General features: G+C 63.8%; 25 protein-coding genes and 1 pseudogene. 16 read left to right on the forward strand and 10 right to left on the reverse strand.

What is annotated here, in order from left to right; genetic code table 11:
- Positions 1–62 precede the first annotated feature (62 nt).
- Entirely contained in the window at positions 63–368 is a 306-nt protein-coding gene (locus tag AB0H81_RS00180; RefSeq protein ID WP_358366963.1) for a hypothetical protein, read from the forward strand.
- A 13-nt stretch (positions 369–381) separates the two neighbouring features.
- On the opposite strand, the gene AB0H81_RS00185 is transcribed toward AB0H81_RS00180, so the two are convergent.
- Both AB0H81_RS00185 and AB0H81_RS00190 read right to left on the reverse strand, forming a co-directional pair.
- Positions 382–1,098, reverse strand: coding sequence for a GntR family transcriptional regulator (locus AB0H81_RS00185; RefSeq protein WP_358366966.1), 717 nt, complete (start codon positions 1,096–1,098; stop codon positions 382–384).
- Between the two features lie 274 nt (positions 1,099–1,372).
- The gene (locus AB0H81_RS00190) at positions 1,373–1,654 is read right to left on the reverse strand and encodes a hypothetical protein (protein ID WP_358366967.1); all 282 of its coding nucleotides are present in this window, start codon (positions 1,652–1,654) and stop codon (positions 1,373–1,375) included.
- Positions 1,655–2,001: 347 nt separating this feature from the next.
- Here AB0H81_RS00190 and AB0H81_RS00195 point away from each other — a divergent pair, with 347 nt between their 5' ends.
- The 4 genes from AB0H81_RS00195 (at position 2,002) to AB0H81_RS00210 (ending at position 5,502) form a co-directional block, all read left to right on the forward strand.
- The gene (locus AB0H81_RS00195) at positions 2,002–3,465 is read left to right on the forward strand and encodes a helix-turn-helix transcriptional regulator (RefSeq protein ID WP_358366970.1); all 1,464 of its coding nucleotides are present in this window, start codon (positions 2,002–2,004) and stop codon (positions 3,463–3,465) included.
- Between the two features lie 67 nt (positions 3,466–3,532).
- Complete coding sequence (locus AB0H81_RS00200) at positions 3,533–4,192, forward strand: dihydrofolate reductase family protein (protein WP_358367340.1); 660 nt, start codon at positions 3,533–3,535, stop codon at positions 4,190–4,192.
- A complete protein-coding gene (locus tag AB0H81_RS00205) occupies positions 4,189–4,662 on the forward strand; it encodes a deaminase (RefSeq protein WP_358366972.1) in 474 nt (157 codons plus the stop codon). Before AB0H81_RS00200 ends, AB0H81_RS00205 begins: the two co-directional genes overlap by 4 nt.
- Positions 4,663–4,962: 300 nt before the next feature.
- On the forward strand, positions 4,963–5,502 hold the full coding sequence (locus tag AB0H81_RS00210; RefSeq protein WP_358366975.1) for a hypothetical protein: 540 nt from the start codon (positions 4,963–4,965) through the stop codon (positions 5,500–5,502).
- Positions 5,503–5,901: 399 nt separating this feature from the next.
- On the opposite strand, the gene AB0H81_RS00215 is transcribed toward AB0H81_RS00210, so the two are convergent.
- Together AB0H81_RS00215 and AB0H81_RS00220 are read right to left on the reverse strand one after the other, a co-directional pair.
- Positions 5,902–6,615: a hypothetical protein gene (locus tag AB0H81_RS00215; protein ID WP_358366978.1), complete on the reverse strand. Its 714-nt coding sequence runs from the start codon at positions 6,613–6,615 to the stop codon at positions 5,902–5,904.
- Positions 6,594–7,307: a methyltransferase domain-containing protein gene (locus tag AB0H81_RS00220; RefSeq protein ID WP_358366980.1), complete on the reverse strand. Its 714-nt coding sequence runs from the start codon at positions 7,305–7,307 to the stop codon at positions 6,594–6,596. The genes AB0H81_RS00215 and AB0H81_RS00220 overlap by 22 nt, the downstream gene beginning before the upstream one ends.
- A 1,310-nt stretch (positions 7,308–8,617) precedes the next feature.
- Between AB0H81_RS00220 and AB0H81_RS00225 the strand changes: the two genes are divergently transcribed.
- The 9 genes and pseudogenes from AB0H81_RS00225 to AB0H81_RS00265 all read left to right on the forward strand — a co-directional run bounded on the left by AB0H81_RS00225 (position 8,618) and on the right by AB0H81_RS00265 (position 15,924).
- Positions 8,618–9,457, forward strand: coding sequence for a hypothetical protein (locus AB0H81_RS00225; protein WP_358366983.1), 840 nt, complete (start codon positions 8,618–8,620; stop codon positions 9,455–9,457).
- Positions 9,458–10,338: 881 nt separating this feature from the next.
- Positions 10,339–10,815 (forward strand): hypothetical protein, encoded by a 477-nt coding sequence (locus AB0H81_RS00230; RefSeq protein WP_358366986.1) that lies wholly within the window; start codon positions 10,339–10,341, stop codon positions 10,813–10,815.
- A gap of 658 nt (positions 10,816–11,473) precedes the next feature.
- A complete protein-coding gene (locus AB0H81_RS00235) occupies positions 11,474–11,839 on the forward strand; it encodes a DUF2809 domain-containing protein (RefSeq protein ID WP_358366988.1) in 366 nt (121 codons plus the stop codon).
- 726 nt (positions 11,840–12,565) lie between these two features.
- Positions 12,566–12,925, forward strand: coding sequence for a type II toxin-antitoxin system RelE/ParE family toxin (locus tag AB0H81_RS00240; protein ID WP_358366991.1), 360 nt, complete (start codon positions 12,566–12,568; stop codon positions 12,923–12,925).
- The gene (locus tag AB0H81_RS00245) at positions 12,922–13,239 is read left to right on the forward strand and encodes a helix-turn-helix transcriptional regulator (protein WP_358366993.1); all 318 of its coding nucleotides are present in this window, start codon (positions 12,922–12,924) and stop codon (positions 13,237–13,239) included. The genes AB0H81_RS00240 and AB0H81_RS00245 overlap by 4 nt, the downstream gene beginning before the upstream one ends.
- A 581-nt stretch (positions 13,240–13,820) precedes the next feature.
- A pseudogene (locus AB0H81_RS00250) lies at positions 13,821–13,945 on the forward strand (IS982 family transposase); the annotation flags it as partial.
- Positions 13,921–14,325, forward strand: a complete 405-nt coding sequence (locus tag AB0H81_RS00255; protein ID WP_358366995.1) for a hypothetical protein — start codon at positions 13,921–13,923, stop codon at positions 14,323–14,325. The pseudogene AB0H81_RS00250 and the gene AB0H81_RS00255, both read left to right, overlap by 25 nt.
- A 42-nt stretch (positions 14,326–14,367) precedes the next feature.
- Positions 14,368–14,871 (forward strand): hypothetical protein, encoded by a 504-nt coding sequence (locus tag AB0H81_RS00260; RefSeq protein WP_358366998.1) that lies wholly within the window; start codon positions 14,368–14,370, stop codon positions 14,869–14,871.
- A gap of 369 nt (positions 14,872–15,240) precedes the next feature.
- A complete protein-coding gene (locus tag AB0H81_RS00265; protein WP_358367000.1) occupies positions 15,241–15,924 on the forward strand; it encodes a histidine phosphatase family protein in 684 nt (227 codons plus the stop codon).
- A gap of 237 nt (positions 15,925–16,161) precedes the next feature.
- On the opposite strand, the gene AB0H81_RS00270 is transcribed toward AB0H81_RS00265, so the two are convergent.
- The 3 genes from AB0H81_RS00270 to AB0H81_RS00280 all read right to left on the reverse strand — a co-directional run bounded on the left by AB0H81_RS00270 (position 16,162) and on the right by AB0H81_RS00280 (position 19,063).
- Positions 16,162–17,277: a hypothetical protein gene (locus AB0H81_RS00270; protein WP_358367003.1), complete on the reverse strand. Its 1,116-nt coding sequence runs from the start codon at positions 17,275–17,277 to the stop codon at positions 16,162–16,164.
- An 80-nt stretch (positions 17,278–17,357) separates the two neighbouring features.
- A complete protein-coding gene (locus tag AB0H81_RS00275; protein WP_358367006.1) occupies positions 17,358–18,248 on the reverse strand; it encodes a ThiF family adenylyltransferase in 891 nt (296 codons plus the stop codon).
- 152 nt (positions 18,249–18,400) lie between these two features.
- The gene (locus AB0H81_RS00280; RefSeq protein WP_358367009.1) at positions 18,401–19,063 is read right to left on the reverse strand and encodes a hypothetical protein; all 663 of its coding nucleotides are present in this window, start codon (positions 19,061–19,063) and stop codon (positions 18,401–18,403) included.
- Between the two features lie 20 nt (positions 19,064–19,083).
- Here AB0H81_RS00280 and AB0H81_RS00285 point away from each other — a divergent pair, with 20 nt between their 5' ends.
- Positions 19,084–19,395, forward strand: a complete 312-nt coding sequence (locus tag AB0H81_RS00285) for a hypothetical protein (protein ID WP_358367012.1) — start codon at positions 19,084–19,086, stop codon at positions 19,393–19,395.
- A 288-nt stretch (positions 19,396–19,683) separates the two neighbouring features.
- Positions 19,684–20,022, forward strand: a complete 339-nt coding sequence (locus AB0H81_RS00290; protein ID WP_358367015.1) for a hypothetical protein — start codon at positions 19,684–19,686, stop codon at positions 20,020–20,022.
- Positions 20,023–20,245: 223 nt separating this feature from the next.
- On the opposite strand, the gene AB0H81_RS00295 is transcribed toward AB0H81_RS00290, so the two are convergent.
- From AB0H81_RS00295 to AB0H81_RS00305, 3 genes are all read right to left on the reverse strand, one after another.
- A complete protein-coding gene (locus AB0H81_RS00295; RefSeq protein ID WP_358367017.1) occupies positions 20,246–20,776 on the reverse strand; it encodes a hypothetical protein in 531 nt (176 codons plus the stop codon).
- A gap of 247 nt (positions 20,777–21,023) precedes the next feature.
- Entirely contained in the window at positions 21,024–21,377 is a 354-nt protein-coding gene (locus AB0H81_RS00300; RefSeq protein WP_358367020.1) for a VOC family protein, read from the reverse strand.
- 158 nt (positions 21,378–21,535) lie between these two features.
- Positions 21,536–22,408, reverse strand: a complete 873-nt coding sequence (locus tag AB0H81_RS00305; protein ID WP_358367022.1) for a glutaminyl-peptide cyclotransferase — start codon at positions 22,406–22,408, stop codon at positions 21,536–21,538.
- Between the last annotated feature and the right edge of the window lie 65 nt (positions 22,409–22,473).

Genomic DNA, 22,473 nt, shown 5'->3' on the forward strand with positions numbered 1-22,473 from the left:
GTGTCCCTGCTGGTACTGAAAGCTGCTGGCCGATCTGAAGCCTCAGCAGGACAATCCAGATCATGAAACCGGGTCCACCACCCAAGGACGCCGCCTGGCCATGGCTGCTGTTCCTCTTATGGATCCTGGGCACACCCCTCCTGGGAGTGCTGTGGTTCAGCTACGGCTTCGCCCTCGCCGGAGGGCAAGCAACGAACAGGCAGCTCTCCCAGATCTGCGGATACGCCATGCTGATCGTCGGATTCGGCGCACCCATGTTGGGGCTTCTCCTCGCCCTCGCCTCCAGGCGGCGCAGCGCCACCATCGTCTTCACCCTGGCCCTAGTCACGGTGGCCGTTCTCTGGGCGCGGCTGGCGCTGCACAAGTAGCCGGAAGCGCCGGTCAGCCGACCGGGTAGGCGTCTTCCAACTCGTGGCGATCGGCCGGAAGCAGCACCTCCACCACCACCAACGGCCGGCCGGAGGCATCCCTGACCGCACCGAAGACCGCCAGCAGTGGCACGTTCTTCGGCATGCCGAGCTGCTTGACCTCCTGGGCGGTGGGCATGCGGGCGGTGATCTGCTCCACGATGTGATCGAAGCGGACCCCCTTACGCGACTGGAGATGCTGCCGGATGCCCTGCGGCAACGCCTCACCACTGGTCAGATCCGTGCCCTCGGACAGCTCCAGAGGCAGCCACAGCGAGACCAACTCACTCGGCTCGCCCTCACAAGTGACCAGCCGCCGGCGCAGGAACGCCTTGCTCTTGGGCTCCGCATCCAGCAACGACGCCACACGGTTGGGCAGCGCCACCGCGCCGGCCTCGACCAACTCGCCGGGGGAGTCCGTCTCCGGGCTGGTCAGGTACGCCTGACCTGTGCGGTTGGACTCCACCGACGCCATCGCGGGACGTCCCCGCACGAAGCGGCCCTTGCCCTGCTGGGACTCGATCCAGCCCTGCTCACGCAACACCCGCAACGCCGCCACGACGGTAGGCCGGGAGACGCCGAACTCCTGGATGAGCTGGTGCTCGCTGGGGAGCATGGAGCCGGGCGGGTAGGTTCCCGCCTCGATACGCCGTTGAAGGGCCTGCACAAGCTGCGCATACTTCGGCGGCACGGACTCTAGCGACATTATGACCGTCCAACACCCGACAGGTTGTTTTACCAAGTTTGAGAGTAACCTGGCCGAGCGCCGCCTGTCCACGTCACTGCGGTAAACGCGAGCCGTCCAGGAAAAGGCCCGGCAGGCAGCCAGGGGAGGGATCGGGGGCGACCCTCCCAGGGCGTGGAAGTGACTGCCTGCCGGGCGCGGGAGACGCGACGAGGCGATGAGACGGCCCACCCTGGTCCCCTCCTGGCCAAGGCCGTCACCACCTCGCCGCGCCCGTTCTTCACTTGGCGATGTACTCCGCCAAGACGTTCGCGGCGCCCTCCACGTCATCGACCGGATGACGCTGCTCAGCGCTCTGCCAGGAGTAGTACGCGCCGCCGTACCCGACGAACACCCACACCGGCAGACCCGGCGCAGGCCGGTGCACCATCAGCGCGGTGTTGTTATCGCGCAGCTCTGCGTTGACGCCACGACTCGCGAGCCGGTCGCGCAGCCGGATCAAGGCGTTCGCCTCGTCCTGCTGCGCGAGGCCGGCCATGGCCGCCTGCATGACCGAGTTCATCTCCCGCTCCCTTCGCCCTGGCCTTCGCCGAGGCAGTCGAGACACTTGCGCTCCTCACTCCGTTCCGCCTCCTCCCCGTCGGCGTCGATCAGGAGAGAGCGGCGGCAGCTCTTGAGCTTGTAACCGCGTCCCCGACACGCACGGCAGGGCCTTGCCTCGCTGTTCTCGTCTGGCCGGGTCACCGTCGCCATCTCCTCGCGAGTCGTCCGGTACTCCCTGCGGCGGGAGTCCGATTCACTTACGTTGTTGATTGATGGCAAGTCCACCGGCAAAGCAGAATGAGGGGACCCCCTAAGAAGGCCCCCTCATAGCCCCTTTCCAGTCGCCCACTAGAAAGAAGGTCGGATATGCCCAAAGCGGGGATGAATGTCCGCCTTCGAGACTGGCGCCAGAAGGCCGGTTTGACCCGGGCCGAAATGGCAAAAATGGTCAATCTCAGCGAGTCGGGCGTGAAGCACTCGCTGACGTGCGACGAGGAACGCATCCGGCGCTGGGAGGCAGGAGAGGTCTCCTGGCCGCGCGAGGAGTACCGGCTGGCGCTGGCAGAGATCACGCGCCTGGGCCCAGAGGACCTGGGGTTCGTTCCCATCAGACGCAGTCGCGCCAGGGTCACTCCCGCTGACGAGGCCGCCGACGAAACGACCTCCATACAATCCGCCCACGATTTCCCTTTGTGGCAGGTTAGCCCCAATTTCGCGCCCCTTCGGGACAAACAGGAGCTAGAGCTACAATTGCCATCAACGGCCGACGACGAGACCCTTGTCGTGCCGGGTCGCGCGCCCGATGGGAGGATCGTCTTCTTGTCTGTATCCCGTCGCACATTCCTTCAAGGGCTGGGTATCGGCCTCGCGGGAATCACGCCACCACAAAGTCGATCACCTTATATGCCGTCCGCCCGACGCATGGCCTCGAACATTGGCGACGCCAACCCGATCGAGCACCTGTACCAGGTCCGTAAGGTCCTGATCGACAACGACAACCTCTTGGGACCGTTGAACGCGATCCCCGCAGTCCAACAGCAGATCACCGCTATCCAGCAGCTCCGCCAGGAGACGCGCGGCGTTGACCGACACCAGCTCCTCAAGCTCCAAGCCGAGTACAGCGAGGTCTGCGGCTGGCTCTACCACGACGCCGGCGACTTCCGAACAGCCCAGTACTGGACAGACCGCGCCCTCGAACTGTCACACGCCATCGCCGACCGGGACATGACCGCCTACATCATGGCGCGCAAGAGCCAGCTCGCCGGCGACATCGGAGACCCGGTGACCGCCATCGACATGGCTGAGGCGGCGAGCAACCTCGCTGGCCCAGGCACTCGCCTCCAAGCGCTCGCACCCACCTATGCCGGTTACGGCCACGCCCTCCACCGCGACAACGACGCAGCCAGACGCGAGCTAGACCGAGCGCACCAACTACTCCTCGACATCACCGACGACGCCGGCTCGCCATGGGCCGTGTGGCTGGACGAGCCATACCTCCAGGCCCAGCAAGCACGCAGCAACGCCGTACTCGGCCGGTTCGGCGAAGCCGTCGAGGGCTTCCAGCAGGCGATCACCGCTGTTCCCCAGTCCTTCCGACGCGACCGGGGCGTCTACCTGTCGCGTCAGGCCCTCGCACACGCCGGCGCCGAAGAGCCCGAACACGCGGCAGGCGTCGCCATGTCCGCCCTCTGCATCGCGGAGGAGACCGGATCGGCGCGCATCATGAACGAACTCCTCAGGCTGGACACGCAGCTCGGCCGATGGAGCAGCACGCCGCTGGTTGTCGAGTTCCACACGGCCTTGAGGAGTACCGTGGTGAAGCAAGCATGATCACGACTTGATCGGTTCTCCTCCTCCGGAAGGTCCCATGCGCCCCTACGTCCTGCTGAGCTGCGCGATGTCCGTGGACGGCTACATCGACGACACGACACCCCAACGGCTCCTGTTGTCCAACGCCGCGGACTTCGACCGTGTGGACCAGGTCAGGGCCGAGAGCGACGCCATCCTCATCGGCGCGACGACGATGCGCCGTGACAACCCCCGCCTCCTGGTCAACTCCGAAGCCCGTCGAGCCGAGCGCGCCGCCCAGGGACTTCCCGCGTACCCGCTCAAGGTCACCATCACCAACAGCGGAGATCTCGACCCCGACCTGAAGTTCTGGCACCACGGCGGCGAGAAGGTGGTCTACTGTCCCGACTCGGCCGCTGCGAAGCTTCGTGAAGCTCTGGGCGACCTTGCCGGCGTGGTGAGCCTTGGCCCTGCCGTGGACCTCGGCCGCATGCTTGACGATCTCGGCGAGCGCGGTATCCGCCGCCTCATGGTCGAAGGCGGCGGCACCATCCACACCCAGTTCCTCACCCAAGGACTGGCCGACGAGATCCACCTCGCCATCGCCCCCATCTTCGTCGGCGACGGCAACGCACCCCGCTTCGTGAACCCCGGAGACTTCCCCGGTGGCGCTGTCCACCGCATGGCACTTGCCGAAGTACGGGCCGTGGACGATGTCGTGCTCCTGCGCTATCTGCCGAAAGAGTCCTCGGGTAGTAAGACCTCATGACCGGCACCAGCACCGAACAAGATCGCCGATGGTTGCTCACCGCGATCGGCCTGTCCCACCAGTGCCCGCCATCGCAGACGGCCTTCTCGGTCGGTGCGGTCATCGTCGATGAGCACGGCAACGAGATCAGCCGCGGCTACTCCCGAGAGAGCGACGACCACGTCCACGCGGAGGAGTCGGCTCTGGCCAAGGTCGCTGCTGACGATCCACGCCTCAAGACAGCCACCCTCTACAGCTCCCTAGAGCCCTGCACCCAACGCCGGTCACGCCCGAGAACCTGCACACAGCTCATCCTCGACGCCGGCATCCCCCGCGTAGTGACCGCCTGGAAAGAACCGCCAACCTTCGTCATCGACGCCAACGGCACCGAAGCCCTGACCGCCGCCGGAGTCACGGTCATCACGTTGCCGGAACTGGCAGACGCCGCACGAGCCGCCAACACACACCTCATCGGTGGACCCAGCTCATAGCGACCGAGCAACTTGCCGAATTGTTCTCATAGGAATCAAGCGGCGGCCCGGCGCGCCGCCGTACGCCCCGCGCCAGCGTCGCCGCGCTGCGCGTGCGGCCTGGGGGCCGTTCTCGCGCGGCGCGCCGCGCGGGGCATCGCCGTAGCGGACCTGCGCCGCACGAACCCAGCAGGCCGCCCGAGCGCCAGGCTGCCGCCTTGGGCTTGCTCCACCACCCAAGTCCCCCCAGGCACTGGTCGATCTCCTCCTCAGCTTCCAAGAAGGCGCGCATCCCGCGCCTAGATTGTTTAGCGTCGCCCTATGAGAGATGTCAGCCTTCTGGATGCGTGGCAGTTATGGCTGTCCGGAAAATCGACACTCGGTACGACCCTTTGCGACATTCCCATGATCTGGTGGGGAAGGGCAGGGAAGCTGCTCTCATTCTTTGCGGCCGCCACTGTGTTGCTTGACGTTCTAGGCCCCGAAAGGCTCAAGCAGTACGCTGAACGATCCGAGCGAATAGACCAGCGCGACCACGACAACCCCGACATCATCCCAACGAAGGTGAGACGGGTCTGGGGATGTCTTGCCTTCGTCCTCGTTCCTCCGATAATAATTTTCGGATTGGCCGGAATGCAGCTGGCGTTCCTGTACTATCGACTCCTTCATGAGCGAATCTTATGGCCAATCATGCTCATACTGGGCGGGTATCTATATGTGATTAGATTTAAGGTCTATCTAGTTGCAACTGTCTCCCTATTTGCCAGCATTCTCGAACATCGACACTTTGCCTCGGTGATTCGTCTTATGGGCTTCATTGCACTCGCAGTAGGCTTCCACTTCGACCTCCTAGCCTCATAGCGCCTCCCGCGGGGGCGCTCCGACTCCTGGGTGATCCCGTGATTTGGGCGGTGCCGTGGGGTAGCTGAGGCGGAAGCCTGATCATCCTGTCCGCCACCTGCCTGGCCCCCTTCCCCCCTCGGGCGGGTCGACGGCAGGTGGATTGATCAGGTAGAAGAGGGTGCGCGCGTTGCGCGAGAAACATTCGCGAGAAGCACCAGGTCGAGAGAGATCTGCGGGCCATCAAGGAGGTGACGAGGGGGACAACCACAGTCACTCAGGACCGGCTCCCTGCCTAGCTCACCGCCCCAGTGCGCCGTGATCGATGCTGGTCGCAAGCTGGCCGCATGGGTTCAATTGCTGTCACTCAATCTCCCTGAGGACATCTGGTCAGTCGCGACGCGCTTCCACCACCAAGCCTCAACGGTTGAGCTTTCGATTCAACGGTTTCAACATGCAGCGATCTCTATTTGCCAAGCAAACTCGAATGGAGTCATAAGGATTCCCGGGCAAAGCTGCGAACGTAAAGTACTTCCGCATGCCTTTGAAAAGGGAAAAGATCTCCCATCCTACACCGACGACAAGAATCGTGGCCGCAACGATGCAACCAGTCGTAAACCAATTAGATATGAAGCCCCAGGCGATTGCACCAATCATCACGACAAAGAGCCATAGAAAGCCATACCTTAGATTTGATGCAATTAGGTTTATCAAGGGCTTTGGAGAGCGCCATTCCTCGATATACAGCCTGTAGGCGTCTCTAAAATATGACCAGCTAGCATTCTGATTAATGAACTTCCAGGCGGCATCATGAATTGCCCGGTAGCGCAGGAGGTTTTGATATGCCAGCAAGCTGCGCATAAAGAATCGCACGAGCAAGGGGAGGGCCATGCTGAGAATCAGCAAGGAAATGGTTGACAGAGGAGGAATGGCATTGATTGTTGACTGATCGCCTTTGGCCACGCCAAACAGCTCGCCCGCTCCTATGACAGTCAGTATGGCTGCTAGCATGCCGGTGGCGAGCGACATATTTGAAGCCATCGTTGAGAAATTCTGCGTGATCTCTCGGCCGGCATCTTGATATGCCAATCCGGCATGATGGGTCTTGGTGGTTATGCTGTTTTGTGCTGGCATATTATTCTCACCTGTTCGGGGTGTCTTGCTCGAATCCCGGATGGGCTTTCTGACACCGATAGTCCGGCTGATGCGATGAGATGTATCGCCTCGTCAAGGCTGTATCCCCTGGTCCAGGTCCCCAGGCCTGTTATGACACCATCGCCTGATTTCTCTCGCTTGCGTGCAGCGTTGACATCGGACCATCCTCGCAGACTTAGAAGCAGCTTTCCCTTTGGGGCGAGATGCCGGGCAAGGGTCTTCAATATCTTCTCGCGCTTACGCCTATTCTCTATGAATTCCAATACATGCGTGACGATAATTACGTCATAGAGGGGTCTCAGATCCTGCAGATCGACCAGAATGCGACAATCTGGACGTCTGCTCCATTCGAGATACTCATCGACGTGTCGCACTATGGTCTGTGGCAGCTCGACGGCGTCCACACTCCACCCGCGATCGGCTAGAGCGCTAGCTTCTACGAGGAGGCCAGCACCGAACAGCAGTCCTTGACTGGGGCTAGAAAAGTAACTTCTACTCTCCGCCCAGCGAAAAAGTGGACTCGGCCTTGAGAATCGTCGGGCGCAGATAGTCTGACCGTTCGCCGCATATTTGCTTCTAAGGTCGTTGATCGACACCCAGCGGCCAGCTATGGGCAACAAAAGGCCAGATTCCTTTTGGCCACTTGTCGGAGTATGTGATTCTCGCCGCATAGAAAGCTGCCCTCTTTGATGCGTATCGTCACGGCAAGGTAATCAATAGTCTGCAAGATAAAGTCGAGCTCTCCGACGGCTGTCGGCCTGGCACGCTTTGGGTTGCGAATGGAATCTATCTCCCAAAGCTCCACCATGGTACCTTGACGGATCGTTGGAATAGTTTCCGGCGCGACTTGTGAGAGTCGGTATCCCCACGGTATCCACCTCGGATGCATCCCAAGAAGCTCGGTCGCGGCGTGATATGGGCCGTCCGCGCAGAATGCGAATATTGCACGGGGAGATGACGTCATATCGCCGCACTTTCATGGGTCGCCCGCATGCTCGTACCGTGTATGCCCTTTATGTGTTCATACTATCTCTGGTCGGGTAAGTGCTTAACCAAGAAGTGGTCTGAGTATCTTCGCCAGGGTAAGCGCGAAAACGTCCCGCCTCGTATCGCTTGACTTGAGGCGCTTGAGGGGCCAGGCGTCGATCCCGACTCTGGACTAGGGATACAGTGATCGGCAGGCCCGTGCCAGACATCGCACCGACCCTAAACCTCGCGTTGTGCTCGGGACGATCAATGGCGCCTTCTCTCCAGAGCCCCTATCGGGCGATGTTCGTCGGCCACGTCCAGGAGTCGAAGTGATGCCGCCAAGGTGTGTCTCCAGTGTGAGCGGTCTGCCTGTACTCGGTGCGGATTGCGGTTCACTGCTGTACCCTCCCGTTCCGCCGCGCTGGCCGCTTTGATCCCCTTCGAACGGGTCTCAGACCAAAACGCCTCCGGCGGGGGTCTCAGGCTTCGAGATGATCTCGGCAAGCCCAACGCAGTCAGTGGCTCAGGTGTGCCGGCTCTTCCCGTCGCCATCGCCCCAGGACAAGCCGAGCAGACCAAGGGCTGGAGGCGAAGGTCGTTCTTCCGCGGGGAGCTCCACCTTCACCTCCAGCCCTTGGCCCGCTCCCCTGGCGGGTGGGACGACGGCGACGGGAAGATCCGGCGGGAGAGTTGCGTGCGTCCGCACGGGGAGCTGACAGGCGTGATCGCCGTGCCAGATCCGTGCCAGATTCCACGGGAACACAGGGGGAGTCGCGGGCACACCCGGATGATCAACGAGAGAGGCCCCTCACCGCGTTTCCGCTGGTGAAGAGCATCTTTCTGCTGGTGTGGCAGGTGCAAGGTTCGAACTTGCGTAGGCTGAGCCGACGGTTTTACAAATCTTCTGTCGGCGTAACCTTGCTGGGTGTAGAGCGGTAAACTGCGCTGGCTCCGGGAGAATAGGCGAGGATAATCTTCGGCCTTTACCAAGTTCCTGCAGAGGAGATCGAGGTTGACGCCCTCCGACAATCCCGAGTGGACCGACATCCTCACTGCCATCGCGGCCGTGGCGGCCTTACTGCTCTCTCTGTTCTCCGTCTGGTACGCCAGGCGACAGGCTGGTGCCGCGATCGATCAATCGGCCGATGCTCAGCGAGCCGCTGATGCGGCGAAGGATCAAGCGGTGTCAGCGCGCGATCAAGCGGAGATTGCCGCCCACCAGCTTGCGCTCGACCGCACGGCGTTCACAGAGTCGCAGCAGCCCTACGTGGTCGTCGACATCCGGGCGTCCGACTTCATCTCCGAGGCCTTGAATCTTGTGGTCGAGAACGTGGGGCCGACAGTTGCCCGCAACGTTCGAATCAACTTCAATCCTCCTATTCAGACCTCGATGGACGGGGATCGACTGGAGAAGCTCGCCGATGCCCTCATCTTCACTCAGGGCATCCCTCATCTGCCGCCGGGGCGCAAGATCGAGGCGCTCTTCGATATCGGATGGCAATTTTTCGAGACGGACCTGCCCCGCCAGTACACCGTGACAGTAGAGGCGGATGGACCCTACGGTGCTGTCGAGCCGCTTACCTACCTGATCGACCTGGAGATCTATCGCAAGCTCCGGCACCTCACGGTCAAAACCCTCCACCAGCAGGTCAAGGAGATCGAGAAGCTCCGTAAGGCGGTCGAGGGGGTCGCCAAGGAACTCGCCCGTCCACGTCGAGAAGCCGAGGCGGCGGAATGGCGACGAGCGGTCGAAGAGCAACGAGCCCAGGAACAGCGCGGGGCTCCATCGAGTGCGCGTAAGCCCCTGCATCCAGGACCAGAAGAACGGAATGGGGGTTGCGAGAGCAGCTAAGGGACGCAGGACAGACGCTGCTATGCGCGCCACTAGGCACCGTCTGGGGAAGGTCAAACGGGGAGCCTGATGTCGGGCAGCCGGGTGGTCACTAGCGCGAGCGAAGTTCATTGCGGGTTGCAGTTTGGGTTGCAGTTCCGCACCGGGCCACCCGGTCCCAGGACATCCGTCGAGTCGCATCGGACCACGTTGAACGTCCTGGAACGATCAAGCTCTGACCTGCTAATGCGGTTTGGTCGCAAAGAGCGCCGCAGGGGAACGGCCCTCACGATCGCCTGTCGGTGGCTGGCCGCCGTAGCCGGCTGGGGGCGATCGAAGGTCCAGGGCTTCGTTCCTCAGCCCCGGCCCACCGAACGATGTGGTTGGCGTGCCCGTTGCGTGCCCGATGGAGCGGGGAAGCAGGGAGAACGGTGGGGAGTGAGGGGGAAAGCCACCCGCATGCCGAGCTGCGTCTCTCCTGGTGGGGCAAGATCGCCGTGCGTCTTTGCAAGCAGGATGTCAGGAGTTCGAATCTCCTAGGCTCCACGTAGGTTCGCAGGGGCACCCGCCCGTTACCCGACTCGGTGGGTGCCCGTCTGCTTCCCCCTGGTCAATGGGCCTCGCTTCGCTCGGGCTGTTCTTTCTTGGGGCGCTTCGCGCCCGGGGCTTCGCCTGGGGCGCTTTCGCGCGATGGGCTTCGCTTGGGGGCGCTTCGCGCCGGTGAGCTCAGGCGTTGCTTCCAGTCGGGCCGAAGCCCCGACCCCTGGAGGGCCTCGCTCCGCTCGGACGCTTTCCGAACACGCAAGCCGTTCGGCCAGCCGGAGGCGAATCGAGAGACGCGTCAGCCAGGTCTTGCGCGAGATAGGCGCGGGCCCAGCCAAAAAAGGCTGGGCATCGGCCTCGTGGGAATCACGCCGCCGGAAACTCGATCACCGCATATTTCACCCGCCCGACGACTGGCCTCAGTGATGGGCGATGCGAACCCGATCGAGCACCTGTATCCGGTCCGTCAGGTCTTGATCGCCAACGACAACCTTGTCGGCCCCTTGAACGCGATCCCCGCAGTCCAGCAGCAGATCACCGCCATCCAGCAGCTCCGCCAGGAGACACGCGGCGCTGACCGGCACCAGCTCCTCAAGCTCCAAGCCGAGTACAGAGAGTTCTGCGGGTGGCTCTACCACGACGCAGGCGACTTCCGAACGGCCCAGTACTGGACGGACCGCGCCCTCGAACTCTCACACACCATCGCCGACCGGGACATGACCGCCTACATCATGGCGCGCAAGAGCCAACTCGCCGGCGACATCGGAGACCCGGTCAGCGCCATCGACATGGCCGAGGCAGCCGGCAACCTCGCCCACGCCCCTGCGACACAATGATCTCGTGCAGCGATTCGATGCCGCAGGAGCAGACCTGGTCCCTGGTCAACGGGTCCGAGTCCGAGTGACCCAGCAGCACCCGTGGGGCGTCATGGTGGAGATCCTGGGTCACGAGGGCATCGGTGCATCGATCGATGGCGCGGCGATCGACAGTCCCTCCGGTGCCGGACGGGCGTGGCTTGGCGAGTATCCGGCTGTTGGGACGGAGGTGGACGCTGTGGTGCAAGAGATCCGTCGATGGAGTCCGCCGGCGTGGGCGCGTCTGACGATTCGATCTCAGGACCTTCACAGCTTTCAGTGGATGTGCGACTTCTGCGGTACGCCCACCGTCCTCAGCTCGGAAGGGGACGGCGTGGTCATGGATGTCAGGAGCGCAGACGGTCCTGGCAGCCATACCATCGTCACGCACCGAGAATGTCTGAGAAGCCGTCTGCATGAGTCGAGCATCGAACACGCGCGCGTCGACTCGGTGGGTCGGCGATGAGCGATGGCTGCATTCCGGCTGAATCGTCACTACGTGCCAGCGTGCTGGCATGCCGTCGCCATGGCGCTCCACCGCGCGGTCGCTGACCTGACGCAATCAGCATGCCGCCATAAGGGACGAACTCTATGATCAGGTTCGTCCTGATCGTTGGGATTCGGAGAAGATGTCAATCTCATGCGCCGCGCCATGATCCTTCTGGGTGGCGTCGCCCTCGCCATCGGCGCGTTCGTCCTCTTCTACCGGGGCCCGGGACAACCGTTCATCCGCGGCTACGTGAGCGACGTCGGCGCCACCATGCTGGTCTACGCGTTCTTGGGGCTGTTGTGGCGCACCACCGCCGCACGCCGCACCCTGGCCACGGCCGCGATCGCCGCCGCCGTCGAGTTCTACCAAATAGTCGGCATGACCCCGCCGGGCATCGGCGGTGTCCTGGTCGGCGCGTTTCCCGACCCATGGGACCTGGTCGCCTATGCCATCGGTGTGGTCGCGGCCCTGGCCTGGGAACGCCGATTGGTCCGATCCGATGATCAGACCGGCTGACTCTCGAACGCCACCCCACCGGCACGCTGACGGTACGGACGCCCCACAGCGAGGAGGGGCAAGAGCTGGGAGTCACGGGGAATGCCACCCGCATGCTGAGCTGCGTCCTCCCTGGTGAAGCAAGATCAGCGTGCGTCTTTGCAAGCAGGATGTCAGGAGTTCGAATCTCCTGGGCTCCACGTAGGTTCGCAGGGGCACCCACCCGTTACCCGATTCGGTGGGTGCCCGTCTGCTTCCCGCCCTGAACAAAGGGCCTCGCTCCGCTCGGGCTGTTCTTTCTTGGGGGCGCTTCGCGCCCAGGGCTTCGCGTTCGGGCGCTTCGCGCCTGGGGCTCAGGCGTTGCTTCCGGTCGGCCACAGGCCCGACCCCTGGAGGGCCTCGCTCCGCTCGGACGCCCCCAACACGCAAGTCGTCCGCGAACAAAGTGTCAATCATGTCGTAGGGACTACACAGGTGCCGAGCTGACCACGGCTCTGAGGACTACCGTGGTTCAGGGCATAATCAGGACTTGATCGGCTCCTTCCTCCGGGGACCCCATGCGCCCCCTACGCTCTGCCGAGTTGTGCGACATGTCTGGCAGCACGCCACCCACGACGCCGGCCAGCGGACCGCCGACGCGCTGAGTCCCCATGCGCGTCTTGAGGCCGGCAGGTTCGCACCTCGTGCCGCATCTCGCTTGCTCTGGCATCCTCCCGCGGAGGTATACCGTTCGCTATACTGCTGCCTGTGGCAGGCGAGTGGGACGTCTACATCGTCGACGAGGTGCGCGAGTGGATCGAGCAACTCGACGACGCGACACATAGGCGTGTTGTGCAAGCGATCGACGCGCTTGCCGAAGGTGGGCCAGGGCTGGGACGGCCGCTTGTCGATACGATCACCGCTTCGCGTCTGCAGAATTTGAAGGAACTTCGGCCGGGGACTGTGCGGATCTTGTTCGCCTTCGATCCGTGGCGGTCCAGCATCCTGCTGGTCGCGGGCGACAAGGCCGGACAGTGGAATGCCTGGTACAAGCAGGCCATCCCGCTCGCTGAGCAGCGCTACGAGATCTACATGAAGGAACGGCAGGCGGAGGAGGGCAGATCATGACGGGGTATGCGCGCTGGAAGGACATTCGTGCTGAGCACGTCGAACGTGCTGGCGGGGAAGATGTCGTGGAGGCGGGCAAGCAGGAGCTCCTCGCCGAGGTGCAAGGACACCGGCTTGCTGAGATCCGCCGTAGTCGCGGGTTGACCCAACAGGCCATCGCGCAGCGCATGGGGGTCACCAAGGGCCGTATCTCGCAGATCGAGCAAGGCAAGATCTCCGGGCAGGACGTGCTCGCTCGGTACGCCACCGCTCTGGGTGGCCGGCTCCATCAGTCGATCTACTTTGACGACGGTGACATCGCTGCCATCGCCTGAGACGGGGGCGGAGGCTCATATCGTCGGTATCGCCGATACGGCGGGGCTATCCGGCAGTGTGAGCAGATCAGCCCAGCCCGTCTGCCTGCGGATTCCTTCCTGGCTTGGACATCGGGTGACGGGAGCGCCGGTAGGGGCGGCGCGTACAGCAGCAGGTACACCAACAGCGGCTTACGTGATCACATGTCATCTGCCCGCACCTGCCGCCCGACCAGGTCAGGGACCTTCCCGCGTGGCGACCAGCTCCCGTTTGCAAGCAGGATGTCAGGAGTTCGAATCTCCTAGGCGCCGCCTCGCTCAAGGCCACTTCCCCTGATCGGGGAGCGGCCTTTTCGCTCTTGTACCGCTGCGAAGTACAGCTACATGCTCAGCCGGGGTAGCACAGCAACGAGCTAGACGAGTAGTTCCGAATGCCGGCTTCTCAGTCGTGAGGAGGGTGTCCAATATCGGGTTGTGACGACCGAGTTAGAAACCCTCTTGACGGCACTGTACGTGCACATCGACGACCGTTTGAAGCCCTCGCGCAGGTGCGGGCGGCCACCCCGGCTCACCGACGCGGAACTGATTACCCTCGCCCCCGCTCCCGAGAGACCGCCAAGCGCTCGGCTCGGGCCGGCTGGGCGAACTACGGCTACTGCCGCTCCCACTCCCGCTTCTACGGGGCCTGAAACCGCACCTGGTATGCACCCCAGCCGGCCTGCCGATCACCTGACCGCACTGATCGCCACCGAACCGCAGTTGGCCACCGACCGCCCTCGACTGCTGATCCTGGCCGACAAGGGCTACATCGCCACCGAACTCGACCGCTTCCTCACCGACCGCAGCATCAGCCTGCTGCGCCCCTCCTACCGCGACCGAGGCACCCCACGCCCCGGAGAAGCCCTGCTCAAGGCGGTAAGACAGCTGATCGAGTCAGTCAACGACACCCTCAAAGGCCAACTCGACCTCGAACAGCACGGCGGCCGCACCATCGAAGGCGTCGGCGTCCGCGTGGCCCAGCGAATCCTGGTGATGACCTGCGCTATATGGCACAACCGCACCAACGGCGCACCCATCACCAAATCCCTTATCGCCTACGACCACTAAGCCACATCGGAACTACTCGTCTAGCCCACGATCATGGTGCATATGCCGATACTCCGGTTGCTGGCGATCGGCCTTCTCGGCGGTGTCATAGCAGTGCCGCTCTTGAGGCTGCAACAAGGCGACGGCTTCGAGCACGCACGGCTCGCAGCCCTGACGGCGTTCGTGCTCGGCCAGTTCCTTACTGTCCCTGTCGGGTTGGTGGTGGGTTGTGTACTCGCGGCCACGAGATCGTGGCCGCGTACTCCTGGCTATGTCCTGGGGGTGATCACGACCGTGTTCGGAGTGATCGTCGCAACGCAGGCCTGGGCCACGATGAACTGGGTCGATGGAGGATCGGCCGGGCTTGGTGATCCGGACGACTGGTCCTTGGCGATGTTCTTGGCCTCCACCTCCGGTGGGGTCACGACTCTCGTCGGTGTCTTCATCGTCTCGTTCCGATGGGCCGGCTACGATTCGCAAGCCGCCCCGGTGCGTCGACGGGGTCCCCGTAGGTACGGTCGGGCGAGACGTCGGCCTTTGTCTTACGTCAAAGGCTATTTCCCGTGATCGAGGAATGGCCTCGTTGACCCTTGTCGCTGCTTGAACACTGCTACGAATCCGGGTGGTGGCCGAGCTTGTTGAGCGCTCGGCGCGCTTCGACGGACGAGACTTCGCAATACACATTCGAGGTCACGGAACCCTGCGAGTGGCGAAGAATTGCATGGCCACTCGGGGATGAACGTCGAGGGCGACGAGCAAGGACGCGCAGGTCTTGCGGGTCCTGAACGTGGATGTCACGCACACCTGCCTTGGTGCGGGCGTTGGCGAAGCTGCGCCGGAAGTGGACGGTTCGATCGGCCCACCACTGGCGGTGGCGAGTTCAGCGCATCACCGCCCCAGGCGTTCAACTACCAACCCTCTGGCATGATCCACCACATGCGAACTCGGATGTTCTTCGTGCGCCACGGGGACTCCCTCCACAAGAAAGAGGGTGTGATAGGCGGCCCGAAAGGATGCCGCGGCCTCACCGACATCGGACGCCGACAAGCCGCACGACTCGGCCAGCAGATCACCACGGAAATCGGCAACGACAAGACAACGATCTACTCCTCACCCCTGCCACGTGCCGTACAAACAGCCGCTGCGATCTCAACGGCCGGCGGCCTACCCTCATCACAAGACTGCGGGCTCTGCACGTGGCACACGCCGCCAGAGGCAGACGGGCTCACCCACGCGGAATTCCGGCGCTTCGACATCGAAGGCGGCGGCATCTACCGCCCCTGGCAGAAGGGCAACGAGACCTGGGCAGAGATGGTGACGCGTACCAGTCGCACCATCACCGACCTCGCCCATCGTCACCGCGGCGAAACCGTCATCATCGTCGGCCACGCCGAGACGGTCGAAATCTCGTTCAACGCCCTGGGGCTGCTCCCGGTCTACCGGTCGTTCGACCTCAAGGTGTTTCCTGCCTCGTTGACAGAATGGGTCACCGACCAGGACCCGACACAGTGGCCGCCTCCCAGATGGACACTCGTTCGATTCAACGAAATCCCAGCCTCTGGCGGGACACTCCAGTCCCGGGATGATCGCCGTGCCGGGGGCGGGGCCGTAGGCGGATGAGGTGGCGGCCTGATCATCCCGTCTGCTGGCCTGCGCCTTTGATCCGGTAGGGGTTGCGTTTGATGAGCTGGTCATCCACAGCTGTGGAGAGAATCGCTTCTGGGTGGCAGGCAACCAGCTCAGCGAGATCCGAAACAGCAGTCTCCCCGAGTCGTGGACGGACGCCGCTCTATGAGGAACGCGCGGCGGCGGCTGTGCTGCGGCGACGGAACCAATGCCGGTGACTCCGGATGAAGGTCACGACGAAGAGAACCTGAATGCCGCCTTCGATGAGCACCAGGAGCGCGGAGTCCAGCGCCAGGAGCACCGGCCCGCCCTTGAAGCCGTCGGCGATGGCGAGGAGGGCGCGCACCAGCGCCGCGATCGCGATCGGAACGCCGAACAGGGCGAAGAAGCTGAGGCTGATGGTGGCACCGAGCGCGAGGAAGACGGAGTAGACACGGGTCGCCCGCCGCTCATGGGGGCCAGCTCGGTCGTCGGGTCGGCGACAGGAGCGGGACGGCGGCGCAGGCCTGCGACGGTTCTCGAGAGCAGATACCTGGCGTAGGCGAGCCCGTCGTCGAAGAGGTTCCGGGTCCGCAGCAGATCGCGAAGGACGTAGTACAGGTCGGTGCGCATGTAGACCTGGAGCTGGAACGGAAGGGTCATGAGAATGCAGACGACGAGTGCCTGTAGTACGGCCTTCACGGGCTGGGACATGGCCACGTGGGCGACCAGCAGGGTCAGTGACGCCATGAGGAACAGATCCCAGGCCATCCCGGCCAGGTACACCCGATAGCGGGATCGCCTCGGCACACCCCACACCGCCGTGACGTCGGTCTGCACCACCAGGTTGTGGAGGCGGGTGCCGAAGCCGATCCGCCCGGGAACGCCGAGTGACCGGGCCGCCGTCAGATGCATGAGCTCGTGCATGCTGATGCTGATCGACACCATCACCGTGTTGACCAGCACCGTCAGGCCGACGTAGTCACCCCAGAAGAAGTCCGTGTAGTTCGGCAGCAGATCGGGTTGCATGGCGAGGGTGACCAGTGCCGCGCCCATGACCAGCAGCCAGGCGACTTTCATCGGCCGGCTGAAGATCCACGCCACATGCCGTTCAGTGAGTCGGCTGAAATGGCTGCGCGGAGTGTTCGCCTCCGGGTCCGGTAGTGGCTCTCCGTTGACGGAACGGACGAATCCCAGGTCTGTCAGGGCTTCCACGAGCTCCGCGACGTCGAGCTCCACGTCCTGCTCGGCTGCTATCCGCACCTCGGTGGTGCTTATGGAGAGCCCTGCGCCCAGGAGACCGATCGCGTCGCCGTAGACCGCGGGCAGCTCTATGAACTCCCCGATCTCTGACCGGCCGACGACCACGACCTCCGGGTCGTCGTCGTCCGGGCGCATGATCAGTGGGTGGAAACCGACGTGGCTGTCGGCGGTGAGCGGTGCGGCACTCACGATGTTGCGGGCCCGCAGGCGGGGCAGTCGTCGTCATGCGGAACGTCGATGTAGTACGAGTGATCCCACATGGCGTAGTTCCAGTGGAAGACCCGGCCGCGCGCCTGGGTGGGCAGGCCGCCGAGGTGATAGAGGACTTCCAGCGCGCAGAGGTGTCCGCTGATGTTCGCGCTGGCCGCGATCACGGCGTTCGGGCGCTCCTCGGTGAGTGAGCGGCCGTGGGCGTGGAGCTCGCGACGGTTCTCCTGACGCTGCAGGCACGCCCAGCACCCGGTCTCTCGTGGGATCAGGGATCCGACGACGGCCATCGGCCCTGTGTAGAAGCTGACGAACCATGGCGTACCGGTGCGCAGCGCCGCCTCGTTGGTCCAGAACATGATGTCCGGGTGCGGCTTGTCCGCGCAGAGGACGAATACGTCGCAGTCTTCCATCAAGGCGGCGATGTCACTGGACGCGCCTGCCTTGACGGTGCTGCCGGTCACTGTGACGAGACTGTTCATGTCACGTAGCCGGTCCACCGCGCTGTCGACCTTGGGGCGGTCGATGTCCTGCTCGGTGTACAGAAGCTGGCGCGTGAGGTTCGGTTCCTCGACAGTGTCGAAGTCGGCGATGTGCAGAGCTCCGATGCCGCTGGAGACCAGTCCGGCCGCCACGGCGGAGCCCGTGCCGCCGATGCCGAGCAGGCATACCTTGGCAGCTTTGATCTTGGACTGGATGTCGTACGGAGAGCTCCGCGGAGTGGAGTCGATCCACGCGAAGAAGTTCCTGGCCGGTTCGTATCGGGCCGCCTCACGCGGGGTGAGGTTGCTGGGAAGCGGCGCGCCGGCGTCTTCGACGAACCCGTTGTCGATCAGCGCTGTTCGATCAGCGAGACCAGGCAGTGGCACGGGCCTGCCACCAGTTCGCATGGCAGTGGTCGGGGCGGGTCAAAGGGCCCCGCTCCGCTCGGACGCCTTCCCAGCACTTCCTCGACTGCCCATGGGGAAAGCGGAGTCGCATCAGCCTGTACCGCCATGCCTTAGCGCCGCCGCAAAGGTCGCTATGAGGTTTCCAGGGCCTCCCGAAGCCGCCTCGTGGCCGTCTCCGCGGCGGACCTGGTGAGCGCAGGATCGAACTGGCCCACGTGGCCGTCGTGGTCCAGCAAGATCATGGTGTTCCCCACCCGGACAATCACGATGTCGATCGCCACCATCGACTCCTTGTCCAGGTTCCTGCCCGGGAACCCGCTGCGGAGCTTGATCCCATAGACACCGTCACCGAGCATGCCGACAGACAGCTTGCGGATCGTGTCCTTGGTGGCGTCCGAGGTAACCGTGACGTGGCTGCAGTCGCGGACCATCTTCTTGGCCGCCCTCTCCAAGGTTGAGATCTTGCCGCGAGTGCCGCTCACTATGTACTCGCTCACCCCCTCCCATGTGTCTTCCTTCTTCAGCCAGGTCGCGGCCTCGGCTCGATAGAGCGGGACGATTCCCTTGACCGCCGTGGTGCACGCCTTCGAACGGGTGACCATGTCATTCAGAGGATCCCTGTTTCGAATCGTGTTGCGCGTGAAGTCCTCGCCGAGATCCGCCGGCAGAATCAGGGCCGCTTTGAGTTGATCCGGAGACGGCGGCTGGGGAGGGCTCGCAGCCGAAGCGGGAGTTGGGGTTGAAAGCACCACGCATAAAAGACCGGTGGCCAGAAGCGAACGATAAATGATCACAGCAGGCACTCTAGCGGGCGATGTTCCGTCCACAGGGGGAGGCGGCCGTTCTCGCGTGGGACGCGCGCGGGCTGCAGCCGGACGAATCGATCGCGGTGATAACGGCCGACGCTCGCGTGCACGCCGACACCTGGGGCACGATCGCGCGCAGCTACATTCGCCTCATCGAAGACCGGTCCCTCCCGGTGGCCATGCAAGACAGGCTGATCGCTGAAGCGGACGCCCTGACGCCTGACAATCCGTACGACGTTCACACCCTGGACACATCACATGTGGGATTCCTGTACAGGGCCGGAGAGGTGGCAGCCATCCTCGACAAGCTGACAATCTAGCGATACCTCGGAACGGCTTTCGTGTCCAAGTCTGCAGGACTTGGGCGCGAAGTCATCGTCCCGTTGTAGCCGGGCGCCGCTCGTGCCTGATGGCGTCTCCGGTCGCTCAGCCCTGAGCTAAGGGCCTCGCTCACTGCCGAACGCATCGACGGCCACCCCTGGCCGCCGACTCTGGAGAGCTTGCCGAGTTGATCTCTTGAGGATCCGGGTGGCGGGGCACGCGCCGCCGCGCGGCCGAGCCCGCGGGCCGCCTACTTCTTCACCCCTATGCAAGAGGATCATGTCGATATGGGCGCCTGGATCTACGTACGCGGCTGGCTGGAGTTCTACGGGCAACGAGCCGAGGCGGAGCGCATCATCCGCCGGGGGGAGGAAAAGGGGTGGACCTTTCCCGAAGGGGGCTGGCTTGATGCGGCTTGCTACGCCCGCAGCGTCCGCGATGCTGACGAGGTCCTCGACCTGCTTCGGCGGATCGCTGCGCTGCCGCCCATCGATGAGGACGGCGACCGTGTTTGTGGCCTGTTCTTGGCGTTTCATGAGGAGAACGGTCAAGAGGAGTGGCAGATTCGAGATGGTGAGGTCCTCATCAGTCCAGCCTCGCCACGCTATGACTACTTGTGGAAATAGCGGCCCTCCGGCAGGGCGCTCAGGCTCCGGGATGATCGCCGGGCCGGACAACGGGTCGTAGGTGGCTGAGGTGGGAGAGTGATCATCCCGCCCGCCGTGGGCCCGGGACAAGCCGAGCAGACCAGGGCCACGGAACCAAGGTCGTTCCTCCCGCTGGGGGCTCGACCTTGCCCCCGGTGCCTCTGGCCCCCTTCCCCTGCGGGCGGTGCGGCCTCGATCCAGATCAGACTTCAGGCTCCATAGAGTGCTGGAAGTTCTCACTCGTTTTCAGTACGGCCGGACCATGCTTTGGCGCAGGCCATATCTGCAGGTAGTGGTCATCTGTCGAGCAGCGTTCCTCATCCATTCCTCGGACGTGATAGCGCAGGCGGTAGGTGCCGGGACCAGAAAGCAGCGGGGAAAGGTCGTGCGCCTTTTCGTCGTCCCAACCCATGAGCCACCCCACCAGGAAGACCTCGCCCGACGGTGACTCGAAGCTGATTTCCACGATGTCCTCATAGCCGTCAAGGTCAGCGCCCGGATCCCGGTCGGCGACAGTCACTGTGAAGGGAATCTCTCCCCATTGCGCGGCGATGCGCAGGCCGGCGATGCCTCTGGACTCTTTTTTGATGAGCCCGATGGAGTGAGTGGGTGAGTCATCTGGTCTGTCGGCGGCCTCGTGGTTCCCTCGATCGAGGACATAGACCTGACCGCAGTCCTCCACCTCCACTTCCATCCGCTTCGTGTGCGCGACAGAAGACTCGTCTCTGCTCATGGGCGGGAAGCGTAGAGTCCGTCCCCGACAATTTCAGCCGGCCGGAGCATGGCGATGTTGATCAAGGCCGGAAGGCGCGCTGAGTCAGGCCCGCCCAGTTGTATTTCCGGTACGTCGCGCGCCTGCCCGCAGAAGGCGCAAGGGGACATGGTCGCGCGGGTCTGATCATGGTTCACACCTCGGCAACCCCGTTGGCCACCAGCAGGGCACCACCTGCGTGGAGACCATGAAGACCGTTAAGACATCGTCAGCTGGGCTGCCACAGCTCGACCCGATTGCCCTCAGGATCGGCGACCCAGCCGAACCGGCCGACCCCCTCCATGTCCTGAGTCTCCTCGGCCACGTCCGCTCCCTTGGCGCGCAATTGGGCGAGCATCGCATCCAGGTCGCGGACGCGGAAGTTGAGCATCGTCTGCTGGGTGCGGGAGCCGAAGTATTCGGTCTCGGACTCGAAAGTCGCGAACACGGTCATTCCGGCTTCCTGAAGCCACAGGCCGTTCTCGTCGGCGTCCAGACCCAGGCAGTCGCGATACCAGGCACCCAGGGCCGCCGGGTCGGCGGCTCGCATGAAGTATCCGCCGATTCCGAGTACACGTTCCATGTCGCCATCTTGCCAGGACCGCAGTCTGCCGCTTCGCACATCGTCTCGATCGCGGGGAGCTCGAAAGGCTCTGGGCGCGGCCTCTTGCCCTGGAAGGTGCTCGTCATCGCGCACCGGGTCGCCGGCGTTGATCAACGCGGCGCCGTAAGGCTCTCAAGCTACGCCTTCGCGGACGCGTCGGCATGGTCTTCCATGGCAGCGGAGTCGGAGATGAAACGCACGCGGAACATCTTGGGCCACCGCTTGCCGGTCAGCAGGAACTCATCGGTTCCGGGTATGACCGCGATGCCGTTCAGGGGGCCGGCGTTCGGGCGTTCTCGTGGGGTGAGCAGGCCCGTGGCGTCGATGCTGCCGGTCACCATGCCAGTGCTGGTATCGATCCGTACGATCCGGTCGGTTCGGTAGATGTTGGCGTAGACGGTGTCGGGGGCCGCGCATTCGAGCTCGTTGAGCCGTGGGACGGCCTGGCCGTGCTCGGTCACGGTGAGTGAGCCGGTGGGGGCGAACGTGGCCGGGTCGCGAAAGGTGAGGAGGGCGGAACCGTCGCTCATCACCAGCCGGTTGTCCCGTCGCTGGTGGCACAGTCCCCATCCTTCGCCGGTGTAGGTGACGCGGCGGCGTTCGGCGAGGGTGCGGCTGTCCCGTTCGACGGCGATGCCGTCGCGCCAGGTGAGCTGCCACAGCCTCGGTCCCAGGACGCTGATTCCTTCACCGAACAGCCGGGCCGGCAGTCGTGCATGGACGGTGGGCGTCTTCCCGGCAGGCCCGGCCATGACGGCCGACTCGCCGTACCCGCCGGTGCTTTCGTACAGCATGCCGTTGGCCATCTCGAGGCCTTGGGTGAAGGCGCGGGGATCGTGCGGCAGGCTCTGAAGGATCCTGACCCGTAGTTGCTGCGCCGGCAGCCGGCTCGGCTGTCGCTTGTCCGGGTTCGATACAGCCGAGGTGTCCTCCGTGTGGGGAGGAGGCGTCCGGTGGCCGCCGAGGAGAAGGGCGACTGCTCCCACGGCAACGGACATGACGCGGCGCATGGTTTCTCCTGTATGACGTTGTCGGTCGAGGTCACGTCCAGCGAAGTGGTGGATGAGCCGACCTT

Origin of the sequence: Nonomuraea sp. NPDC050691 (assembly GCF_040654455.1) — a bacterium.
In the GTDB taxonomy this organism is placed as follows: Bacteria; Actinomycetota; Actinomycetes; order Streptosporangiales; family Streptosporangiaceae; genus Nonomuraea.

What these genes read in the sequence shown, in the direction of transcription:
- AB0H81_RS00180 (WP_358366963.1), top strand. Translation starts at nt 63, where the DNA reads ATGAAACCGGGTCCACCACCCAAGGACGCCGCCTGGCCATGGCTGCTG.
- AB0H81_RS00190 (WP_358366967.1), bottom strand. Translation starts at nt 1,654, where the DNA reads ATGAACTCGGTCATGCAGGCGGCCATGGCCGGCCTCGCGCAGCAGGAC.
- AB0H81_RS00195 (WP_358366970.1), top strand. Translation starts at nt 2,002, where the DNA reads ATGCCCAAAGCGGGGATGAATGTCCGCCTTCGAGACTGGCGCCAGAAG.
- AB0H81_RS00200 (WP_358367340.1), top strand. Translation starts at nt 3,533, where the DNA reads ATGTCCGTGGACGGCTACATCGACGACACGACACCCCAACGGCTCCTG.
- AB0H81_RS00205 (WP_358366972.1), top strand. Translation starts at nt 4,189, where the DNA reads ATGACCGGCACCAGCACCGAACAAGATCGCCGATGGTTGCTCACCGCG.
- AB0H81_RS00210 (WP_358366975.1), top strand. Translation starts at nt 4,963, where the DNA reads ATGAGAGATGTCAGCCTTCTGGATGCGTGGCAGTTATGGCTGTCCGGA.
- AB0H81_RS00215 (WP_358366978.1), bottom strand. Translation starts at nt 6,615, where the DNA reads ATGCCAGCACAAAACAGCATAACCACCAAGACCCATCATGCCGGATTG.
- AB0H81_RS00220 (WP_358366980.1), bottom strand. Translation starts at nt 7,307, where the DNA reads ATGCGGCGAGAATCACATACTCCGACAAGTGGCCAAAAGGAATCTGGC.
- AB0H81_RS00235 (WP_358366988.1), top strand. Translation starts at nt 11,474, where the DNA reads ATGCGCCGCGCCATGATCCTTCTGGGTGGCGTCGCCCTCGCCATCGGC.
- AB0H81_RS00245 (WP_358366993.1), top strand. Translation starts at nt 12,922, where the DNA reads ATGACGGGGTATGCGCGCTGGAAGGACATTCGTGCTGAGCACGTCGAA.
- AB0H81_RS00255 (WP_358366995.1), top strand. Translation starts at nt 13,921, where the DNA reads ATGCACCCCAGCCGGCCTGCCGATCACCTGACCGCACTGATCGCCACC.
- AB0H81_RS00260 (WP_358366998.1), top strand. Translation starts at nt 14,368, where the DNA reads ATGCCGATACTCCGGTTGCTGGCGATCGGCCTTCTCGGCGGTGTCATA.
- AB0H81_RS00265 (WP_358367000.1), top strand. Translation starts at nt 15,241, where the DNA reads ATGCGAACTCGGATGTTCTTCGTGCGCCACGGGGACTCCCTCCACAAG.
- AB0H81_RS00285 (WP_358367012.1), top strand. Translation starts at nt 19,084, where the DNA reads ATGTTCCGTCCACAGGGGGAGGCGGCCGTTCTCGCGTGGGACGCGCGC.
- AB0H81_RS00290 (WP_358367015.1), top strand. Translation starts at nt 19,684, where the DNA reads ATGGGCGCCTGGATCTACGTACGCGGCTGGCTGGAGTTCTACGGGCAA.
- AB0H81_RS00295 (WP_358367017.1), bottom strand. Translation starts at nt 20,776, where the DNA reads ATGAGCAGAGACGAGTCTTCTGTCGCGCACACGAAGCGGATGGAAGTG.
- AB0H81_RS00300 (WP_358367020.1), bottom strand. Translation starts at nt 21,377, where the DNA reads ATGGAACGTGTACTCGGAATCGGCGGATACTTCATGCGAGCCGCCGAC.
- AB0H81_RS00305 (WP_358367022.1), bottom strand. Translation starts at nt 22,408, where the DNA reads ATGCGCCGCGTCATGTCCGTTGCCGTGGGAGCAGTCGCCCTTCTCCTC.